This window comes from Terrimonas ferruginea DSM 30193 (assembly GCF_000425585.1).
Lineage (GTDB): Bacteria > Bacteroidota > Bacteroidia > Chitinophagales > Chitinophagaceae > Terrimonas > Terrimonas ferruginea.
In genome coordinates this window covers 43,880-62,662 of sequence record NZ_KE384402.1, presented here as the reverse complement: position 1 = coordinate 62,662, position 18,783 = coordinate 43,880, and the positions used below count along the sequence as shown (strand labels likewise).

18 protein-coding genes are annotated in these 18,783 nt (G+C 48.6%); 10 read left to right on the top strand and 8 right to left on the bottom strand.

Annotated features, from left to right (window positions below; all coding sequences use genetic code 11):
* Positions 1-204: 204 nt before the first annotated feature.
* Positions 205-1,119: a glycerophosphodiester phosphodiesterase family protein gene (locus H608_RS0119390; protein WP_051268557.1), complete on the top strand. Its 915-nt coding sequence runs from the start codon at positions 205-207 to the stop codon at positions 1,117-1,119.
* Here H608_RS0119390 and H608_RS0119385 read toward each other — a convergent pair whose 3' ends face one another.
* Positions 1,120-2,106 (bottom strand): amidohydrolase family protein, encoded by a 987-nt coding sequence (locus H608_RS0119385; RefSeq protein WP_028789138.1) that lies wholly within the window; start codon positions 2,104-2,106, stop codon positions 1,120-1,122.
* 489 nt (positions 2,107-2,595) lie between these two features.
* Positions 2,596-3,135 (bottom strand): 3-hydroxyanthranilate 3,4-dioxygenase, encoded by a 540-nt coding sequence (locus H608_RS0119380; protein ID WP_028789137.1) that lies wholly within the window; start codon positions 3,133-3,135, stop codon positions 2,596-2,598.
* Between the two features lie 79 nt (positions 3,136-3,214).
* On the opposite strand from H608_RS0119380, the gene H608_RS0119375 reads away from it, so the two are divergent.
* The 6 genes from H608_RS0119375 (at position 3,215) to pyrF (ending at position 9,736) form a co-directional block, all read left to right on the top strand.
* On the top strand, positions 3,215-4,000 hold the full coding sequence (locus H608_RS0119375; RefSeq protein WP_028789136.1) for an SDR family oxidoreductase: 786 nt from the start codon (positions 3,215-3,217) through the stop codon (positions 3,998-4,000).
* A 260-nt stretch (positions 4,001-4,260) separates the two neighbouring features.
* On the top strand, positions 4,261-5,712 hold the full coding sequence (locus H608_RS0119370; protein WP_038009207.1) for an aldehyde dehydrogenase: 1,452 nt from the start codon (positions 4,261-4,263) through the stop codon (positions 5,710-5,712).
* Between the two features lie 9 nt (positions 5,713-5,721).
* Positions 5,722-6,138, top strand: a complete 417-nt coding sequence (locus H608_RS0119365) for a RidA family protein (protein ID WP_028789134.1) — start codon at positions 5,722-5,724, stop codon at positions 6,136-6,138.
* 14 nt (positions 6,139-6,152) lie between these two features.
* The gene (kynU, locus tag H608_RS0119360; protein ID WP_211227096.1) at positions 6,153-7,418 is read left to right on the top strand and encodes a kynureninase; all 1,266 of its coding nucleotides are present in this window, start codon (positions 6,153-6,155) and stop codon (positions 7,416-7,418) included.
* A gap of 9 nt (positions 7,419-7,427) precedes the next feature.
* Positions 7,428-8,774 carry an FAD-dependent oxidoreductase gene (locus H608_RS0119355; protein ID WP_028789132.1) on the top strand — a complete coding sequence of 449 codons (1,347 nt, stop codon included), beginning with the start codon at positions 7,428-7,430 and terminating at the stop codon, positions 8,772-8,774.
* Between the two features lie 146 nt (positions 8,775-8,920).
* Entirely contained in the window at positions 8,921-9,736 is an 816-nt protein-coding gene (pyrF, locus tag H608_RS0119350; protein ID WP_028789131.1) for an orotidine-5'-phosphate decarboxylase, read from the top strand.
* A 64-nt stretch (positions 9,737-9,800) separates the two neighbouring features.
* Here pyrF and H608_RS0119345 read toward each other — a convergent pair whose 3' ends face one another.
* The 4 genes from H608_RS0119345 to H608_RS0119330 are packed head-to-tail and all read right to left on the bottom strand — an operon-like array spanning position 9,801 to position 13,902.
* On the bottom strand, positions 9,801-10,664 hold the full coding sequence (locus H608_RS0119345) for a type 1 glutamine amidotransferase (RefSeq protein ID WP_245565780.1): 864 nt from the start codon (positions 10,662-10,664) through the stop codon (positions 9,801-9,803).
* A 60-nt stretch (positions 10,665-10,724) separates the two neighbouring features.
* Positions 10,725-12,365, bottom strand: coding sequence for an amidohydrolase (locus tag H608_RS0119340; RefSeq protein ID WP_028789129.1), 1,641 nt, complete (start codon positions 12,363-12,365; stop codon positions 10,725-10,727).
* An 11-nt stretch (positions 12,366-12,376) separates the two neighbouring features.
* Entirely contained in the window at positions 12,377-12,997 is a 621-nt protein-coding gene (locus H608_RS0119335; RefSeq protein ID WP_028789128.1) for a hypothetical protein, read from the bottom strand.
* Positions 12,970-13,902: a hypothetical protein gene (locus tag H608_RS0119330; RefSeq protein WP_028789127.1), complete on the bottom strand. Its 933-nt coding sequence runs from the start codon at positions 13,900-13,902 to the stop codon at positions 12,970-12,972. Before H608_RS0119330 ends, H608_RS0119335 begins: the two co-directional genes overlap by 28 nt.
* A gap of 397 nt (positions 13,903-14,299) precedes the next feature.
* On the opposite strand from H608_RS0119330, the gene H608_RS0119325 reads away from it, so the two are divergent.
* The gene (locus tag H608_RS0119325; RefSeq protein WP_155990267.1) at positions 14,300-14,719 is read left to right on the top strand and encodes a HAMP domain-containing histidine kinase; all 420 of its coding nucleotides are present in this window, start codon (positions 14,300-14,302) and stop codon (positions 14,717-14,719) included.
* A gap of 74 nt (positions 14,720-14,793) precedes the next feature.
* Here H608_RS0119325 and ahcY read toward each other — a convergent pair whose 3' ends face one another.
* Positions 14,794-16,122: an adenosylhomocysteinase gene (gene ahcY / locus H608_RS0119320; RefSeq protein WP_028789125.1), complete on the bottom strand. Its 1,329-nt coding sequence runs from the start codon at positions 16,120-16,122 to the stop codon at positions 14,794-14,796.
* Between the two features lie 155 nt (positions 16,123-16,277).
* Here ahcY and H608_RS0119315 point away from each other — a divergent pair, with 155 nt between their 5' ends.
* Positions 16,278-16,775 (top strand): Lrp/AsnC family transcriptional regulator, encoded by a 498-nt coding sequence (locus H608_RS0119315; RefSeq protein ID WP_051268510.1) that lies wholly within the window; start codon positions 16,278-16,280, stop codon positions 16,773-16,775.
* A 256-nt stretch (positions 16,776-17,031) separates the two neighbouring features.
* A complete protein-coding gene (locus H608_RS0119310) occupies positions 17,032-17,334 on the top strand; it encodes a hypothetical protein (RefSeq protein ID WP_028789123.1) in 303 nt (100 codons plus the stop codon).
* Between the two features lie 155 nt (positions 17,335-17,489).
* On the opposite strand, the gene H608_RS24480 is transcribed toward H608_RS0119310, so the two are convergent.
* A complete protein-coding gene (locus tag H608_RS24480; protein ID WP_155990266.1) occupies positions 17,490-18,692 on the bottom strand; it encodes a GNAT family N-acetyltransferase in 1,203 nt (400 codons plus the stop codon).
* Positions 18,693-18,783 lie beyond the last annotated feature (91 nt).

The following is an 18,783-nucleotide window of genomic DNA, read 5'->3' as shown; positions in this document are numbered from 1 at the left end:
CAGTCAAACAGCCATTATCAAATCGTCAAATTATACATAGCATCTTCCGGTCTGCGAAAATGTTTATAATTTTCCGGCCTGAAAGATTCAAACGCAGATAATTTGACCCCGAAGTTCCGTGGTTTGAGAATTTGCTGATTGAAAAGCCGTTTGACTGTATTTATTGTCAAATTTTCAAATCATCAAATTATCACATTAACCCTTATGAAACGCAAAACAATTTTTAATTATAGCCTCGTAGTGGTTGCCTTTTTCGCAGCCTGTCATATAAGCCGTAAAAACGTGCCGCCAATAGCACCTCAACCGGAAACTTTTGACACAGAAGGCCATCGCGGCGCACGCGGCCTGGCACCGGAAAACACATGGCCCGCCTTCCGCACCGCCCTCGACCTCGGCGTTACCACACTCGAGATGGATGCGGTCATTACGGCCGATAAAAAGGTAGTGCTCTCTCACGAACCTTTTTTCAACCACGAAATCAGCACGCATCCCGACGGCAAACCGGTTACCGAAGCCGAGGAAAAACAACTGAATATTTTCAAAATGCCTTATGCCGAAGTGGCGCGTTTTGATGTGGGCATGCGTCCGCACCCGCGTTTCCCGCAACAGGCAAAAATGAAAGCGACCAAACCACTGCTCGCCGATATAATAGACAGCGTGCGGCAGTACATGATGGTCAGCCGCCGGCCATTTCCCTACTATAATATCGAAACCAAAACGCAGCCTTCTACCGATAATATTTATCATCCCGAACCCGCGGAGTTCGTAGAGCTGCTGATGAATGTTATAAAAGAAAAGCAGATCGAAGAGCAGGTGATCATTCAGTCATTTGACTTCCGCACTTTGCAATACCTGCACAAACATTATCCCGCGATCAAAACAGCCATGCTGATCGAAGACAACGATCCGCGCGACCTGACTGCTCAATTGAAAGCACTTGGATTTACCCCCTATATTTATAGTCCCGCTTATAAACGTGTAACAAAAGAGTTGGTAGAGGAATGCCATGCCTTGCAGATGCGCATTGTTCCCTGGACGGTTAATACCCGCGAAGAAATCAGTCAGCTGAAAGCGTTGGGCGTGTCGGGTATCATCAGCGATTACCCCGATCTGTTCTGATCAGCGGCCCAGCCATTTCAATGCATTAGCAGAATAAATTTTTTCCTTCAATACCGGATCGGAGATCAGTTCATTCACGAGTTGCCCGGGTACTGCTTCACCAAGCGGAAAAGGATAATCGCTGCCTACACAAATGGTTTCATGTCCCATCAGGTCCAGCAGGAAACGGAAAGCCGCGGCATCGTGCACGAGGCTGTCAACCCAGAAATGTCCGAGATAATTAACAGGGTCTACGGCATTGTCGATGGCCACCAGATCGGGACGTACATCAAACCCGTGACGGATACGGCCGAGCGTAAAAGGAAACGATCCGCCACCATGCGCAAACGCTACTCTCAGTTTGGGGAAGGCGGCAAACACTCCTCCGAAAATAAAAGAACAAATGGCTCTCGAGGTTTCGGCCGGCATGCCCACCAGCCAGGGCAGCCAGTACCGTTGTATCTGCTGCTCACCCATCATTTCCCAGGGATGCACAAACAAAGCACAACCTAATTTCTCCGCTGCTTCGTAGAAAGGAAAGAATTTTTTATCGGAAAGATTTTCTCCATTGATATTGGAACCGATTTCAAGTCCGGGCATGTCCAACTCCTTGACACATCGTTCCATTTCGCGGATAGCAAGATCCACATCTTGTAAAGGCACCGTACCGAGACCGATAAAGCGTTGCGGCGCTTTGCTCACCGTTTCTCCAATATGGTCATTGAAAAAACGGGAGGTTTCCAGCCCGTCAGCAGGTTTTGCCCAATAGTTGAACAACACGGGAATTGTTGACAACACCTGTATCTGCACATCCGTTTCATCCATTTCTTTCAGCCGCACTTTTTCATCAAAGCAGTTGGGTTCTACTTCACGGAAAAGTTTGTCGCCTTTCATCATGCAGGCGCGGCAATTGCGGTGCTCGAGATGAATAAAGTCTCCATAGCCAAACCGTTGTGCCCAGTTGGGCATGTGTTCCGGCATGATGTGCGTGTGAATATCAACCTTCATAAAGTCAAAAGTAAAAATTCAAAAGGCAAAAAGAGTAATAAGTTTTGAGTAGTAAGTAATAAGTTTTAAGTAATAGGTAAACAGCCGGTGCAAAGTTTAAGATTCGGCCTGCCTTTAGAAATCTTTGCTCCTTATGCAGCTTTGCGTGAATCCGCACGGTTTTTTCGCGCAAAGACGCAAAGTAATTAAGGCGCTAAGGGTGATTCACCATAGTCAAAAGAGCAATAAGTTTTAAGTAATAAATATTCTTTGCGCCGTTGCTCCTTATGCAGCTTTGCGTGAATCCGCACGGTTTTTTCGCGCAGAGACGCAAAGCAATAAAGGCGCTAAGGTCGATTCACTATAGTCAAAAGAGTAATAAGTTTTAAGTAATAAATATTCTTTGCGCCTTTGCCCTTATCCCGCTTTGCGTGAATCCGCACGGCTTTTCCCGCAGAGGCGCAAAGCAGCAAAGCCGCTAAGGTCGATTCACCATTGACCATTCACCATTCACGCCTTTTGAATTTTAACCGGTGGTTCCATCACCGTGCCGCATTTGCTGCAGGTGCGCAGCGATTCGGAAGAATAAAATTTCTCCATGATCGGAGGTAATTGCTTCACGATGTCTTTTACAAATACAAATTCTTCGTAGAGTTTATTACCGCAGCTTTCGCAATACCACATGAAAGCATCTTTTTCATCTTCCGCTTCTTCACGCACTTTTTCAATTACCAGTCCCACGGTATCCGGACCTCTTTGCGGCGAGTGCGGCGTGCGGGGAGGAAGCAGGAACATATCGCCTTCATTGATGGGAATGGTGCGCGGTTGTCCGTCGTCGATGATCTTTAATTCGATATTGCCCTCCACCTGGTAGTACAGTTCTTCGCTTTCATTGAAGTGATAATCCTTGCGTGCGTTGGGGCCGCCAACGACCATCACGATGAAGTTTTCCGCTTCTTTGTAAATACACTGATTACCCACGGGCGGCTTCAGCAAATCGCGGTGTTCATCGATCCATTTTTTCAAGTTGAAAGGCGCAAGCACGGGCATAGTTATCAGTTTTTAATGAGGCAATAAAGCTAAACGATCGTTCGTGAAAATTACAACTTTTTGGCGTAGGTTTGACGCTATGAATCTCTCTCTGACAGGAAAATATGCACTGATAGGTGGCAGCACACAGGGAATCGGGTTGGCAACGGCGCGCGAACTGGCGTTGATGGGGGCCAATTGCATCCTGCTTGCCCGCAATGAAACATCGCTGCAACAGGCCGTGGATACGCTCGATACACAACAGGGTCAGCAACACAGTTATGTGGTGGCGGATTTTATGCAGCCGGATACACTTCGTGAAAAAATTCAGGCGCTCACAGCTTTGCAGCCCGTTCATATTCTCATCAATAATACCGGCGGGCCTGCAGGCGGACCGATTACCGAAGCAAAAGAAGAAGCCTTCCTGGATACGTTCAATCAGCACCTGATCTGTAATCATATCCTCGCCAAAGCGGTTATTCCCGGTATGCGTGCAGCAGGCTTTGGCCGTATCGTGAATATCATTTCCACATCGGTAAAAATTCCGTTGAAAAACCTGGGCGTATCCAATACCATCCGTGGTGCAGTGGCCAGTTGGGCCAAAACAATGGCGAATGAATTAGGAGCCGATAACATTACCGTCAACAACGTATTGCCCGGCTTCACGCGCACCGCAAGACTCGAGGGGTTGATTGACAACATAGCGGATAAAACCGGACGAGATATCGACACGATTGAAAAAGATATGCAGACGGAAGTGCCGATGAAGCGTTTTGGTGAAGCGGAAGAAATTGCGGCCGTCGCTGCTTTTCTCGCAAGCCCCGCCGCCAGTTATGTAAACGGGGTAAGTATTCCGGTTGATGGAGGAAGGACGGGAAGCATTTAGTGAATCGTGAATCGTGAATCGTCAATCGTGAATGGGTCTTAGCGACTTTATTACTTAGCGTCTTTGCGTGAAAACCAGCGCGGGTTCACGCAAAGCAACATAAGGAGCAACGGCGTAAAGATTTCTGACCTCGACCAGGGGCGTGACTTTGCACCGGCTATGTACTTATTACTTATTACCTATTACTTAAAACCTATTACCTATAACCTATAACCCTAAGCCTTACACCTTAAACCTTTTACCTTTTTTGAACTTGAATTATGACGGTTCCACAACAACTCTCCAACTATATCGACGGCAGGCTGCAGGCGCCGCTCAGCGGCAATTACCTGGAGCATGTAAACCCCGCAACGGGCGAAGTGGCCGGGCATTTGCCTGATTCGGGACACCGTGATATACAGGAAGCCGTGAACGCTGCAAAAGCCGCTTTTCCTGCATGGAGCAATACGTCACCGGAGGAAAGATTTACTGTACTCAACCGCATCGCCGATCTTATTACGCAATACCAGGAATTACTGGCCCAGGCCGAAACAAACGATAACGGTAAACCCATCACACTCAGCCGTACCATCGATATTCCAAGAGCGGCTGCTAATTTCCGTTTTTTTGCCACCGCCATCATGCACTTCGCCAGCGAAGCGCACGGTATGGAAGACCGCGGGATCAATTACACCCTTCGTCAGCCGGTTGGCGTAGTAGGTTGCATTTCTCCGTGGAACCTGCCCTTGTATTTGTTTACATGGAAAATAGCACCGGCACTCGCGGCCGGCAATTGCGTTATCGCCAAACCTTCCGAGGTTACGCCCGTTACGTCTTACCTGCTCAGCCTTATTTGCCAGGAAGCAGGATTACCACCCGGCGTGTTGAACATTGTACACGGTACAGGTCCCACTGCGGGTGAAGCCATCGTCACCCATCCCGATGTGAAAGCCATTTCTTTTACCGGCAGCACACGTGCCGGCGAACGCATCGCTTCTCTCGCCGCTCCGAAATTCAAAAAACTCTCACTCGAACTCGGAGGCAAAAATCCTGCGCTCATTTTTGCCGATTGCGATTGGGATAAAATGATGAAGGAAACCTTGCGCTCCGCTTTCGCCAACCAGGGCGAGATTTGCCTTTGCACCAGCAGAATATTGATCGAGGCTTCGATATATGACCGCTTCCGGAATGAGTTTATTGAAAAAGCCTCACAGATGATTCCCGGCGACCCGCTGGATGACGAACGCAGGCAGGGTGCCGTAGTGAGTAAAGCACACCAGGATAAAATTCTGCGTTGCATCGATACGGCAAAGCAGGAGGGTGGCCGTATCGCCTGCGGTGGAAAATCCGTACAACCGGTGGGCCGCTGCGCCAACGGCTATTTTGTACAACCCACAATTATCGAAGGCCTGGGTCCGGACAGCCAGACCAACCAGGAAGAAATATTTGGTCCTGTTGTTACACTGCAGGCTTTCCATTCGGAAGAGGAAGCATTGCAACTGGCGAATGCAAGTACTTACGGATTGGCCGCTACTATCTGGACACAGGATCTATCGCGTGCCGGCCGTCTCGCCGCTAAGGTGGAAGCAGGCATTATCTGGGTCAACTGCTGGTTGCTCCGCGATCTGCGTACGCCATTCGGTGGTGTTAAGAACAGCGGAGTGGGACGCGAAGGAGGATGGGAAGCGCTGCGCTTTTTTACGGAACCAAGAAATGTTTGTATTTCTTTTTGAATATAATTTATGAGTGACATTATTCATACATCCAATGCCGCTGTGCCCTTAGGTGCGTATCCGCATGCACGCAAGGCCGGCAACCTGCTGTTTCTGTCAGGCATCGGTCCGCGAAATGCAGCCGATAACAGTATCCCCGGTCTGCAACTGGCAGATGACGGTTCTATTCTTCAATACGATATTGAAGCCGAATGCCATGCCGTTTTTGCCAATGTAAAAAGTGTACTCGAAGCAAGCGGCAGCAGTTGGGATAAAATCGTGGACGTGACCGTGTTCCTCACCAACATGAAAAAAGATTTCCCAATTTATAATAAGATTTACGGCGAATATTTCCGCGACGTACAGGCATGCCGTACCACCGTTGAAATTAAAAGCCTTCCAACTCCCATTGCCATCGAGTTAAAAGTGATCGCACTGCTCGATTAAACATGATTACAAGTATGGAAAATACATTAGCGTTTGCGCGCGCGCTCGATGCAAAAGATCCGTTGAACCAGTTCCGTTCGCGCTTCTATATTCCGCAACACAATGGTATCGATGCGGTGTATCTCACCGGCAATTCATTGGGATTGCAACCGCGTTCTGCAGAAACGTATATCAAACAGGAACTGGAAGACTGGGCGCGGCTTGGTGTCGAAGGTCATTTCGATGCACGCAAACCCTGGATGCCTTATCACGAACAGTTTGCACAGCAACTTGCCTCACTCACCGGTAGCCTTCCCGATGAAGTGGTGGCCATGAACCAACTGACGGTGAACCTGCACTTATTAATGGTGAGTTTTTATCGTCCCACGAAACAGCGTTTTAAAATCATTTGCGAAGCGAAAGCTTTTCCTTCGGATCAATACGCAATCGAATCCCAGGTAAAATTTCATGGCTTCGATCCGGCAGAAGCAATCGTTGAAGTAGCGCCACGTGCGGGTGAACATACACTCCGGCAGGAGGATATTCTTGCTGCGATCAACCAACATGGTGCACAAACGGCATTGGTGTTGTTTGGCGGCGTCAATTACTATACCGGCCAGGTATTGGACATGCCAGGCATCACCATTGCAGCGCATGAGGCCGGTGCCCTGGTTGGATTCGATCTCGCACACGCGGCGGGCAACATCGCGCTTCGTTTGCATGATTGGCAAGTGGATTTTGCCTGCTGGTGTTCGTACAAATATCTCAACAGCGGTCCCGGTGGTGTGGCTGGTGCGTTTGTGCATGAAAAACATATCACCGATACATCTGTTCCGCGTTTTGCCGGATGGTGGGGATACAGAAAAGATACCCGCTTCAAAATGGAAAAAGGATTTGATCCGATTCCTACGGCAGAGGGATGGCAGTTGAGCAATGCACCTGTATTGTCGATGGCCGCGCACAAAGCATCGCTGGATATTTTTGAAGAAGCCGGTTGGGAAAAGCTGGAAGCAAAACGTTTGCAGCAGAATGTTTTTCTCGATCAGGTATTGAAGGAGGCAAGTGAACGTTTCCATGGACAACTCGAAATCATCACTCCAACAGAAACCGCACAGCGGGGGTGCCAGGTGTCGATGCTCGTTCATAAGAATGGCAGGAGTGTATTTGATAATCTCACGAAAGCCGGTGTGATCGCCGACTGGCGAGAACCCGATGTGATACGCATTGCTCCGGTGCCCTTGTATAATAGTTTTGAAGATATCTGGAAATTCGGACACCTGCTGCAAGAGGCGGCCGGTTAATAAAACTATATGGAAAAAGATAAACACGTATTGATTGCCGGGGCCGGACTTGTCGGCTCGCTGCTTTCTATTTATCTGTCGCGCCGCGGCTATCGCGTTACGTTGTATGAGCGTCGTGGTGATATGCGCCGTGAAGAAGTGCAGGCCGGCCGTTCGATCAACCTGGCCTTGAGCGACCGTGGCATCCGTGCTTTGCAGGAAGTAGGCATCGCAGAGACCGTTCAGACTATTGCCATTCCGATGCATGGCCGCGACATTCATACCGCCGATGGCAAACGCGCCTTTCAGCCCTATGGCCGCGAAGGACAATACATCAATTCCGTTTCGCGCGGCGAACTGAATAAAAAACTGATGGACCTGGCGGAGGCCGAAGGGGTTGAATTGTATTTCAATCACCGCTGCCAAGAAGTGGACTGGGAAAATAAACTGGTGCAATTTGAGAGCGAGGATGCAGCGATAGAGATCGCTTCTTTTGATATTTTTTTAGGCGCCGATGGCGCTTATTCTGCTGCGCGTATGCAACACATGACGCAGCATCACCTGTTCGACTACCAGCAGTTTTACATCGATTGCGGTTATAAGGAAATAGCGATACCGGCCGGTACGGGCGGTACATTTTTACTGGAAAAAAATGCGCTGCATATCTGGCCACGCAAAGATTATATGCTGATTGCGTTACCCAACCTCGATGGAAGTTTCACCGGCACTTTGTTCTTTCCGTTTTCGGGTGATACTTCCTTCGAACAACTGACAACGCCGGAAGCGGTTGCGCAGTTTTTCGGAGAAAAATTCCCGGAAGTGGTGGAGTTGGTACCCGATCTCACGGAGCAATTTTTTCACAATCCCACCTCTTCATTAGTGACGGTGAAATGTTTCCCCTGGATACGCGAAGATTATTTTTCCCTGATCGGAGATGCCGCGCATGCGATCGTGCCGTTCTTCGGGCAGGGGATGAATTGCGGCTTCGAGGATTGCGTGGTGCTGAATCAGTTGCTTGATCAATACGATGACAACTGGGAAGAAGTCTTGCCCGCATTTCAATTGTCGCGCAAGATCGACGCCGATGCCATTGCGGAACTCGCGCTCAATAATTTTATTGAAATGCGTGAGCGGACAGCGGATCCGAAATTTTTATTGCAGAAAAAAATAGAAGCACGCCTTCATGAAAAATATCCGGATAAATGGGTGCCTGCCTATACACAAGTAACTTTTAGTCCGGACATCCGCTATTCCGATGCGCTGCGAAACGCCCAAAGACAAGAGGCTATTATGCAGGAGGTGATGAGTATGCCGGGGATAGAGATTTCCTGGCAGTCGGAGGAGGTGGAGGAGAAGATACTTGAGATGATCGGTTGATGTGAAAATGTGTAAGTGTGCCCGCCTGCGGCGGGGCCATGTGAAAATGTTTTTAGCATTCCATTTCCACATCCGGCGAAGCCGGCACATCTTCACATTTGCACATTTCAAAGATAATTGTTTGACCAAACAATTATCTTTGAAAAATGAACAGGCAGCAACTCGTAGCGCTGATCCGCAAGCGCCGCTCGTATCTTTGTGTCGGACTCGATACGGATCTTTCCAAAATACCCGCTCATCTTCTTACAGATCCCGATCCTTTTTTTGCTTTCAATAAAGCGATCATCGATGCCACACGCGATCTCTGTGTGTCCTACAAGATCAATACAGCCTTCTATGAAGCTGCGGGCGTCAAAGGATGGGAAGCCATGGAGAAAACAGTCCGTTACATCGGCAGCGAACATTTCTGCATCGCCGATGCCAAACGCGGCGATATCGGCAATACTGCCGATCAATATGCCCGTGCATTTTTCGAAACGCTGCCTTTCGATGCTGTAACAATCGCTCCTTACATGGGCGAAGACAGCGTGAAACCATTTTTACAATATGAAGGGAAATGGGGAATAGTATTAGGGTTGACTTCCAACAAAGGCGCTGCCGATTTTGAACTACAAACACTCGACACGGCAGAAGGAAAAACGATGTTGTATGAAAAAGTGCTTACAACCGTTTCAACCTGGGGCACGCCCGAAAACCTGATGTTTGTTGTAGGGGCCACACAAGCTGATGAGTTCATTAATATACGTCGTCTGACCCCGGGTCATTTTTATCTCGTTCCGGGTGTGGGGGCACAAGGCGGAAGCCTGGAATTGATTTCTGCAAAGGCGATGAACGAAGACGTAGGCCTGCTCGTGAATGCCAGCCGCGCAATCATCTATGCCTCTTCCGGCGAAGACTTTGCGGAGAAAGCGAGGGAAGTGGCCAGTGGTTATCAGCAAGAGATGGACCGCTATCTGATTTGATGATTTGAAAATTTGATAATTAGTTTTAATAATTAACTAACTCCACTTTCAAATTATCAAATCATCAAATTAACACATTGGCCTCCTGGCCAACACTTTCATTCAAAAAGTTGGGTAAAATATGCGCATAGGTCCAGCGGATCTTATCGGGATCGTTGAGCTGTTCCAGCATGCTGTTGAGTTTTTCTTCGCCGTGGTTTTCGATCACTACCTGGCGGCGGTCTTCTTTTTGTAGATGCAGGCTCATGCCTTCCGCATCTGCTTCCGGGTGAAATTGAGTACCGATCATATACTCGTTGAAACGGATAGCCATGATAGCGCGTTCGTAAGGTACATGTGGCCGGTTCTTCTCTATGCAAAGAATCTCTGCACCCAAATTGCGGAGAATAGTATGATTGGGTTGAACCACCTGGTAATCGCGACTGTCAACCGCATAAAAAGGATCGCGGAGACCATCGAATACAGGTTCGTCGTATGCTTCGCGCAGCATGTGCACAGGGAATACGCCAAAGGAGGTGGAACGGCGGCGCGTAACGATCGCCGTTTCAAAATGGCGACAGGCCAACTGGAAGGAATGACAGATTAAGAACACACGTTTCTTCTGCACATTGGCAGGATTTTCATTCCACCGGACCATATCACTCAACCAGCGGTTCCAGGCAATGTCCCAGTCGTCGAAACGGCTGGAAAGCGGGTCGCCGGGACCACCACTTGAAATAAAAATATCGAAAGACGTATCGGGTAGTTCATTTTTCTGACGCACATCAAATTCTACAACCTCCGGGTTGAGCTCATTCTCTTCACTCCATTGACGGATGATCTGGCGGATACAACGCATACCCTGGTTGGCATGACCGTCGTTAAGATCGAGGATGGCGATGCGGACAGACTTGTTTTCGTTCCAGGCCATAGCCGCAAAAATACGCATTTTTTGCCTTCATGGAAGGAGGGGCAAATTGCGTTTACCCACATTTGTGGAAACATGTATTTAGCGGCTATACAACTTTTTACCTCCCAGAAATGTATGGCGGACCTGAATTTTTAACAATTCGTTTTCCGGTGCCTGCATCAGGTCTTTATCCAGCACTACAAAATCTGCCCATTTGCCTTTTTCCAGGCTGCCTTTTTCTTTTTCTTCGAAATTGGCTTTTGCGGCCCAGATAGTCATGCCGCGCAACGCCTGTTCGCGGGTAAGCGCATTTTCCCGCTGAAACCCGCCCTCAGGCCAGCCTTTGGCATCCTGGCGCACCACCGCCGCATAAAATGTTTTAAACGGCGAAATATCTTCTACCGGAAAATCGGTGCCCAATGGCATCCATCCATTTTCCTCCAGCAATTGTTTATAAGCATACGCGCCTTTCAATCGTTCCGCACCAAGACGGTCACCGGCCCAATACATATCGCTCGTGGCATGCGTAGGCTGTACGGAAGGAATGATGCTGTATTTGCCAAAAAGAGAAAAATCCTGCTGGTTCACCACCTGGGCATGCTCGATGCGCCAGCGCTGATCATTTTTGTTGACAAGATAACGTCCATAGATATTCAGGATCGTGCGGTTGCCGGAGTCACCGATCGCATGCGTGCACAACTGAAATCCGTCGAGCTGCGCCTGTGCCGCCACCGAATCAAAATGCGCGGGATTACTCAATAAAAATCCAACATGTCCGGGTTGATCGCTGTAGGGATGCAGCAGGCACGCGCCGCGCGAACCCAACGCACCATCTCCATACAGTTTAAAGCCACGCACATGCATGCGGTCTGTTTTGATGATGCCGCGGCTGCGCAGATAGGTATAATTTTCTTTACTGTCGCTCAGCAATACATACAACCGCATCTGCAGGTGTTGGTCGTCCTGCATTTTTTTCAACGCTTCCATTTGCGCAATGGACAGGCCGCAGTCGTCGATCGTGGTAAGACCAACTGCCAGGCAATTCTTTTCTGCCTGCTGCACCAGTTCGCGGAAATAAACAGGGGAGATTTCCGGAATTTTTGCCGACACAAGGTCAACGGCATTGTCGATCAGTAATCCTGTAAGTGTGCCATTCTTTACCACTACATCTCCGCCGGTCAATGTCTGACCTGGTTTAACGCCGGCCAATTCAAGCGCTTTGCTGTTGGCGATGGCAGCATGTCCGTCGATGCGGCTGAGCAATACGGGCCGGTCGGGAAAATATTGATCTAATAATTCTTTGCTGGGAAATTGCTGGCCGGGCCAGTTGTTCTGATCCCATCCGCGGCCGGTGATCCAATCGTTGCCCTTTCTTTGCGAAGCAAATTGACGTGTACGTTCTACCGCTTCTTCCCAGGTAGACGTACCAACGAGATTGACTGTACCGAGACTCTGTGCATAACCCGCAAAATGCGCATGTGCATCGATGAAGCCGGGATATACAAACCCTCCCTGCAGGTCGATGCTGCTGTCGGCCTTATAATTCTTTTTTAGTTCCTCTGCTGTGCCTGTTGCTATTATCCGCCCGTCGCGGATGACCATGGCATCCTGCCGGCTGAAGGAGGAATCAACGGTATAAATAACGGCATTGTAAACAAGAAGGTCGGCTTTGGTGCCGCTGTTGCAGGCGCTCAATAAGATCCAGCAAAGCAGGGAAACGACAGTGAGTTTTTTGATCATAATAAAGTTAGTTAACGGAAGTGGCCGGTAAAGGCATAACATACGCGGTCGTTGATGCGGTAGAAAATTTCGCCGTTGATGCTTCGTAAATTCTTTTTATCGGTGCGGTCGAGCAGTCGCCTGCGGTCATCGAATAATTGCGGCCTGTCGAAGAATACCAGCGTAAAATATTTTTCAGCTTTGAAGCGCGATTCCAAATCACTGTGCCGGATCGACATAAACACAAATTGTTTTTTCTGCCGCAGCTCATAGTAGTCGACATTGCTGATCCAGGTGCATTGCGCCACGCGCATACTGCTGATCAGTTGATGGAATGCTTTTTCATTGAAACCATATTGTTTCAAGGTGTCAGACAGATTGGACTGATCTGTATTGAAGCTGTAAATGTATTTGATGCTGTCCGTCATGATCTCGAATCCGATTTGCTTGAAATCCTTGTCGCGGAATTCCAGGGCAAAGGGTTTTTCTTCGTAGAGCTTTTTATATTGATGACGGATATCCTGCAACAGTACGTCGTTGTCGCGATAGTAATTCGCGGTAAACTTGCGCGTAGGTGAGCAGCTTACCAGCACGGTGAGCAGGCACAGCGCAAGTGCGGGCGTGGTTATTTTGTTTTTTTGATGGTACACCATGTTATTCCGAAAATGATCTTTTTAAGAAATGCAGGCGTTACCTGTTGCAGACTTTTTCTGCCGTAATCCCAATACACGATATTCAGTTTACCATTGTCGGCCTCATAAATGTCCATGAGCAATACATAGTGTGTGGGAATGCCGAAGCGCGCCACCACATGTGCTTTTTTGTAGAGCAGGCGGTTGTTCAGGTAAAGGAATACCGGCCCCTCTTCGAGTTTCTCCCGGAGGTACCTGTAAATTTTGTTTTTGGAAATGGATGGGCGTATGATGTCCGCTCCACGTGCATGTACTTTGAAGGGAAACAATCTTCTCAACATGCGGTTGAACTTCGCAAAGTTGGTGGAAGCCCAAAGTGTATTTTCATCACCCTTGTGAAAGCGGTGATTGAAAATGTTGAGGTAACCTTTAAAATGATCGGCCAGTACGAGAAACCACATTTGCCCGGCAGGGCTGATGTCCAGCGCACCCTTATAACGGATCAGTCCGGCTTCGGTACGCACGGCTTTGCCGGGGCGAAAATCCACTTTTCCCATAGTGGCCTTGCCATCACGGTAGAGTTTTACCATGAAACGTGAAAAGCCTTCCGGATCATAGTTCAGGGGAATATAGGTAAGGGCGGAATAGGCGCAGAAATTGGTCACCTTTCCTTCATAGAAACGCAACGGGGTGGTGGCAAACACGCGCAGGTTTTCGAGGAAAAGACCGGGGTCAACGTTGGGCCAGTGGCCGCTGGTATCGAGACGTCCCAGGCTATCCAGGAATTGAAGCGCCGCCACCTGGCTGGCCGGAAGTTGTACACTGGTATTGTTGGGTTTTTTTCCCGACTGCGCATAGACTCCACTGAACCAAAACAGTACGGTTAGCAGACAAAAAAAATATTTTGCGGATTTTTTTCGCAACATCTTACCGCTAAAATAGTGAAACGTGGTCATTTTACCGTTCTGTCAAGCTGATGATATTCATTAAATTCTGAATGCGTTCCGGTGTTAACACTTATGGATGTTACTGGAAATCATTACACGTTGTAGTTGCGTAACCACACGCTAATGACACGCTGATCTATTGATGTGGCCTGTGATTTGATGTTTCTTTGTGAGACAATATCCATTGAAAGCATACGATCCTTATCCGAAGAAAAAGCGTGAATCCGGTACCCTTTGAAAATTCCGTAGAAACCAATATCCTTTTAGAAGATCCCATCCTGTGAAAGACCACTGGCTTCATCCGTCTGCGGAAGGGAAGGTCAGTTTTGAAGAATCGATGTATCCTTTGAAAACCAAGTCCAAAAATCCGCAAACTATGACTAACTATCCCGATTCCCGGCGACCGTTTTTTTGTAAGGTGTCGCTAAAGGGAATGATCGATCACCTGGTAAGCGGTTTCCTGGTCAACAGCCAAGGTGCCCTGAACAATCTTATTAATGAAATGCCCGAAGAACCACTGATTCTTGTAGACGAGAAGAGAACCGGACATGTCATCAGGGAATTGCTTACAGCGGTCGTTACCAACGCCCGCAACGGTGATATTCACATCCGTGCCGATCTGTACCCCAACGAAGTTTGTTTCCAGGTAGAGGAGCGCAACAATTACAATGGTTGTGCGCTGGCGTCGAGGATCTGCTACATTCAAACCGTAGCAGGACCATCCGGCGGCTACATCTCTCACCAGGGAGACCGGCAACTGGTCACTACGATCAGTTATCATTTTCCGCTTAGCTGAGTAAACTCACTGAACAAAAGAAAGCCCCGCTTTACGGCGGGGCTTTTCTGCAGTCTTATAATGCTGTCGTCAGATTAATAACGGTAGTGCTCAGGCTTGTAAGGACCTTCTTTGGCGATGCCAAGGTAGTCAGACTGGGCAGTAGTGAGTTCATCCAATACCACACCGATCTTAGCGAGGTGCAGACGTGCTACTTTCTCGTCGAGGTGTTTAGGCAGTACATACACTTTGTTCTCATAGCTCTTGTGGTTGGTCCACAGTTCGATCTGAGCGAGTGTCTGGTTGGTGAATGAGTTACTCATTACGAATGAAGGGTGACCGGTAGCGCAACCAAGGTTCACCAGGCGGCCTTCAGCCAGTACGATGATGTCTTTACCATCGATGTTGTACAGGTCAACCTGTGGTTTGATGGTGTCTTTTGTATTGCCGTAGTTGTCGTTCAGCCAGGCAATATCGATTTCGATATCGAAGTGACCGATGTTACAAACGATCGCTTTATCCTTCATTGCTTTGAAGTGTTCGCCCGTGATGAGGTCGCGGCAACCTGAAGCGGTAACAACGATGTCGGCTTCTTTAACGGCGTCGATCATTTTCTTCACTTCGTAACCGTCCATTGCAGCCTGCAGGGCGCAGATAGGATCGATTTCGGTAACGATCACGCGGCAACCTGCACCAGACAGGGAAGCGGCAGAACCTTTACCTACGTCGCCATAACCACCTACTACAGCTACTTTACCGGCCAGCATTACGTCGGTAGCGCGGCGGATAGAGTCAACCAGTGATTCTTTACAACCGTATTTGTTGTCGAATTTAGATTTGGTAACGGAGTCGTTTACGTTGATGGCGGGCATTGGCAGGGTGCCTTTGGCCACGCGCTCGTACAAACGGTGAACACCGGTAGTTGTTTCTTCGGAGATACCTTGCACGTGTTGGATCAGTTCGGGGTAGACATCCAGCACCATGTTGGTCAGGTCGCCACCGTCGTCGAGGATCATGTTCAGGGGACGGTCAGCGCCGCCGAAGAACAATGTCTGTTCGATACACCAGTCGGCTTCGGCTTGTGTCTGACCTTTCCAGGCAAACACACCGATACCTGCAGCGGCGATAGCAGCCGCAGCATGATCCTGTGTAGAGAAGATGTTGCAGGAACTCCATTTTACTTCAGCACCGAGGGCTACAAGTGTTTCGATCAGCACGGCAGTCTGGATGGTCATGTGCAGACAACCTGCTACGCGCGCACCTTTCAGGGGTTGAGAAGGGCCGTATTCGGCACGGAGGCTCATCAGACCGGGCATTTCGGCTTCAGCCAGACGGATCTCTTTGCGGCCCCATTCGGCCAGGCTGATATCAGCCACTTTGTACTTCAGCGAAAAATCAATCGCTGTTTTTGTTACGGTAGACATATTTTGTTTTTTAAGTAGTAAAACGAAAAGCGTCCGGGCTTCCGGCAACGCCGGCGCAAAGTTACTTAACCAGGATAAAATATAATTGTTTATGCTTTATTTTAGTATTAAACACCGGTTTGGTGTAAATTAGTAGTGGAAATAACTATAAAACGATGCCCAAACCTCCTCAAAAAGCAGAAAGACCCGCTGCGGCTGGTGAACTGGATGAAAAAGACCGTGCTATTCTTCGTTTGTTGCAGCAAAATGCACGTATGACGGTCAAGGAAATTGCCGAAGCCGTGCATCTTAGTCCCACGCCCGTACACGAGCGGATAAGACGGCTGGAGAGCTCCGGTATTATCCGGCAATATGCCGCCCTGCTGGATCCGGCTCAATTAGGTAAACGGCTGATGGTGATCTGCTACGTGTCACTCAAGCAGCACAACAAAAATGCGGGCAGCCGTTTCATCAAAGCCATCAACGAACTTGATGAAGTGATCGAGTGTTACAACATCTCAGGGCAGTTCGACTTCATGCTCAAAGTGATGGCCGCGGATATGGACGACTATTATCATTTTCATGTAGACAAACTCAGCCAGGTGGAGAACATGGGGCAGGTGCAGAGTGTATTTGTGATGGGCGTAATCAAGCAGACGCATCAACTGCTTTAGGGAAGGTAAAAGGTAAAAGGCGTAAGGCGTAAGGCGTAAGGCGTAAGGTATAAAGGTTAAGTATGTAAGGAATAGGTTCAGATATACTCCACCCCGTGGTTCGTGTCTTCACGAACCACTTTTCAGGGCGTCGATCAATCGTGAATCGTTAATTTAACTTATTACCTGGAGCCTTACTCACCATCACCTATTGCCTAATCATCAAATTTTCAAATCATCAAATTGGATTTTTTATCTTTAAGGATAAAAAATTGCCATGCATCCAGTCTACGACACGGTATCTGCTGCCACAAACGGCCTTCGCCAGCGGGGCTATACACTCGATTTCAACGCTTCGGAAAATTGCCTGATATGCGAAGGAGAAAAATACAAAGCAGAAGAATTTGAAGTAACGGAAGTGCATCGCTTCGAGGGCAACAGCGATCCCGCCGATGAAGCGGTAGTGTATGCCATCGAAGGAAACAGAGGGCATAAAGGTGTGCTCGTTACGGGTTACGGCATATCTGCAGAAGGCATGAGCGCAGAGATCGCGGGCAAACTGGACATACAGAGCCGCTAGCTTCGAGAGCCTCAGCTACCAGCTTCGAGCGCCTCAGCTACCAGCTTCGAGCGCCTCAGCTACCAGCTTCGAGTGCCCGGCCTGTAAATCCTCAATCCGGAAACTTCGGATCAAACCGTCAAATGCTCAAATCATCAAATCCCGAAACTTCGGGATCAAATTAGTCTCTTCTCCATCACATAATCATTCATAAAGAAGCCGTTTCCTATGTCGATGTCTTCTTCGTGGAGAATAGTGAAACCTATTTTTTCATAAAATCCTTTCGCGGGGTTGTGACGGTTTACATTCAGTTGCAGACTGTGACCACCGCTTTTTACAACGGCAGCGCTGATGCGTTCGATAGTTTGTTTGCCAAATCCTTTTCCCTGCACCTGTGGTAAAAAATAGATCCGGTGAAGTTTGGTGACGCCGGGAGCCGTCCATCCATAAGAAGCAAAGCCCACTACCTCCACACCGTCGTAGATAAGAATGTATTCTTTCCCTTCGTCCATGTCGCGCTTTAAGGATTCCTCGCTGTACATTTTTTCCATCATGTAATTGCTCTGCTCGATGCTGAGAATGGAGGAGTAGGTGGCCGGCCATATTTTATGCGCAAGGCCATGTATCAGCCGGATGTCTGCGGGATAAGCTTTGCGGATATGCATTTGTTCGGTAGGGGCAAAGGTTTTTTGCGAGAGAATGCGGTGCTGGCGGATAAAACGCCTGCTCAGCCGCACCGCCAGGAAGAACGACAATACAGCGCCGGCAAACAGCAATACGTCGGATAGATAATCTTTCACGTAAGGATTGCCCTGCAGGAAAAGAAAGAAATCATAAAGGCCGTGTAAAACTGTTGCAGCGAGTATGCCGGTAACCAGTAATCCGGCAGAGCCTTTGTTGCCGAATTTCGCTTTGCCGGCAAAGTATCCCATCACAATACCAAAAGTGGCATGCGCGGGCACCGCGAGCAGCATCCGCATAAATGCCACCTGGTAACCCATTCCCATCGAAGCGTATTTGTTGACGTAAAGAATATTTTCTACCGTGGCAAAGCCCATACTCGCCATTACACCATATACAATACCGTCGAGCGGTTCGTCGAAACTCTTTTTGGGGTAACTGTAAAAACGCAACACTGAAAATTTGCAAAGCTCTTCTGTCAGAGCTACCACGAAGAATGCCTGGACGGCCACCGCGGAGATGGTATTATCGTTTATGCTCAGCGCCGTTTCAATAAAAACCGCCGGAAGAATACTCAGCGCACCGAGCACAAACGTCAACAGCAGGTTGAGTTTTGGCTCACGGTTATAAGCATCGCGGTGAAAGATGAACAGGCAGATAGCCAGTCCGGGAGCTATGGCGAGTGCGATGAGGTTCATGGCGCGCAGTTTACTACGGAAGATAGTTTTTTTTGGAATGTGAAAATGTGTAAATGTGCCCCGGGGCGGGGCCCATGTAAAAATGTTTTCC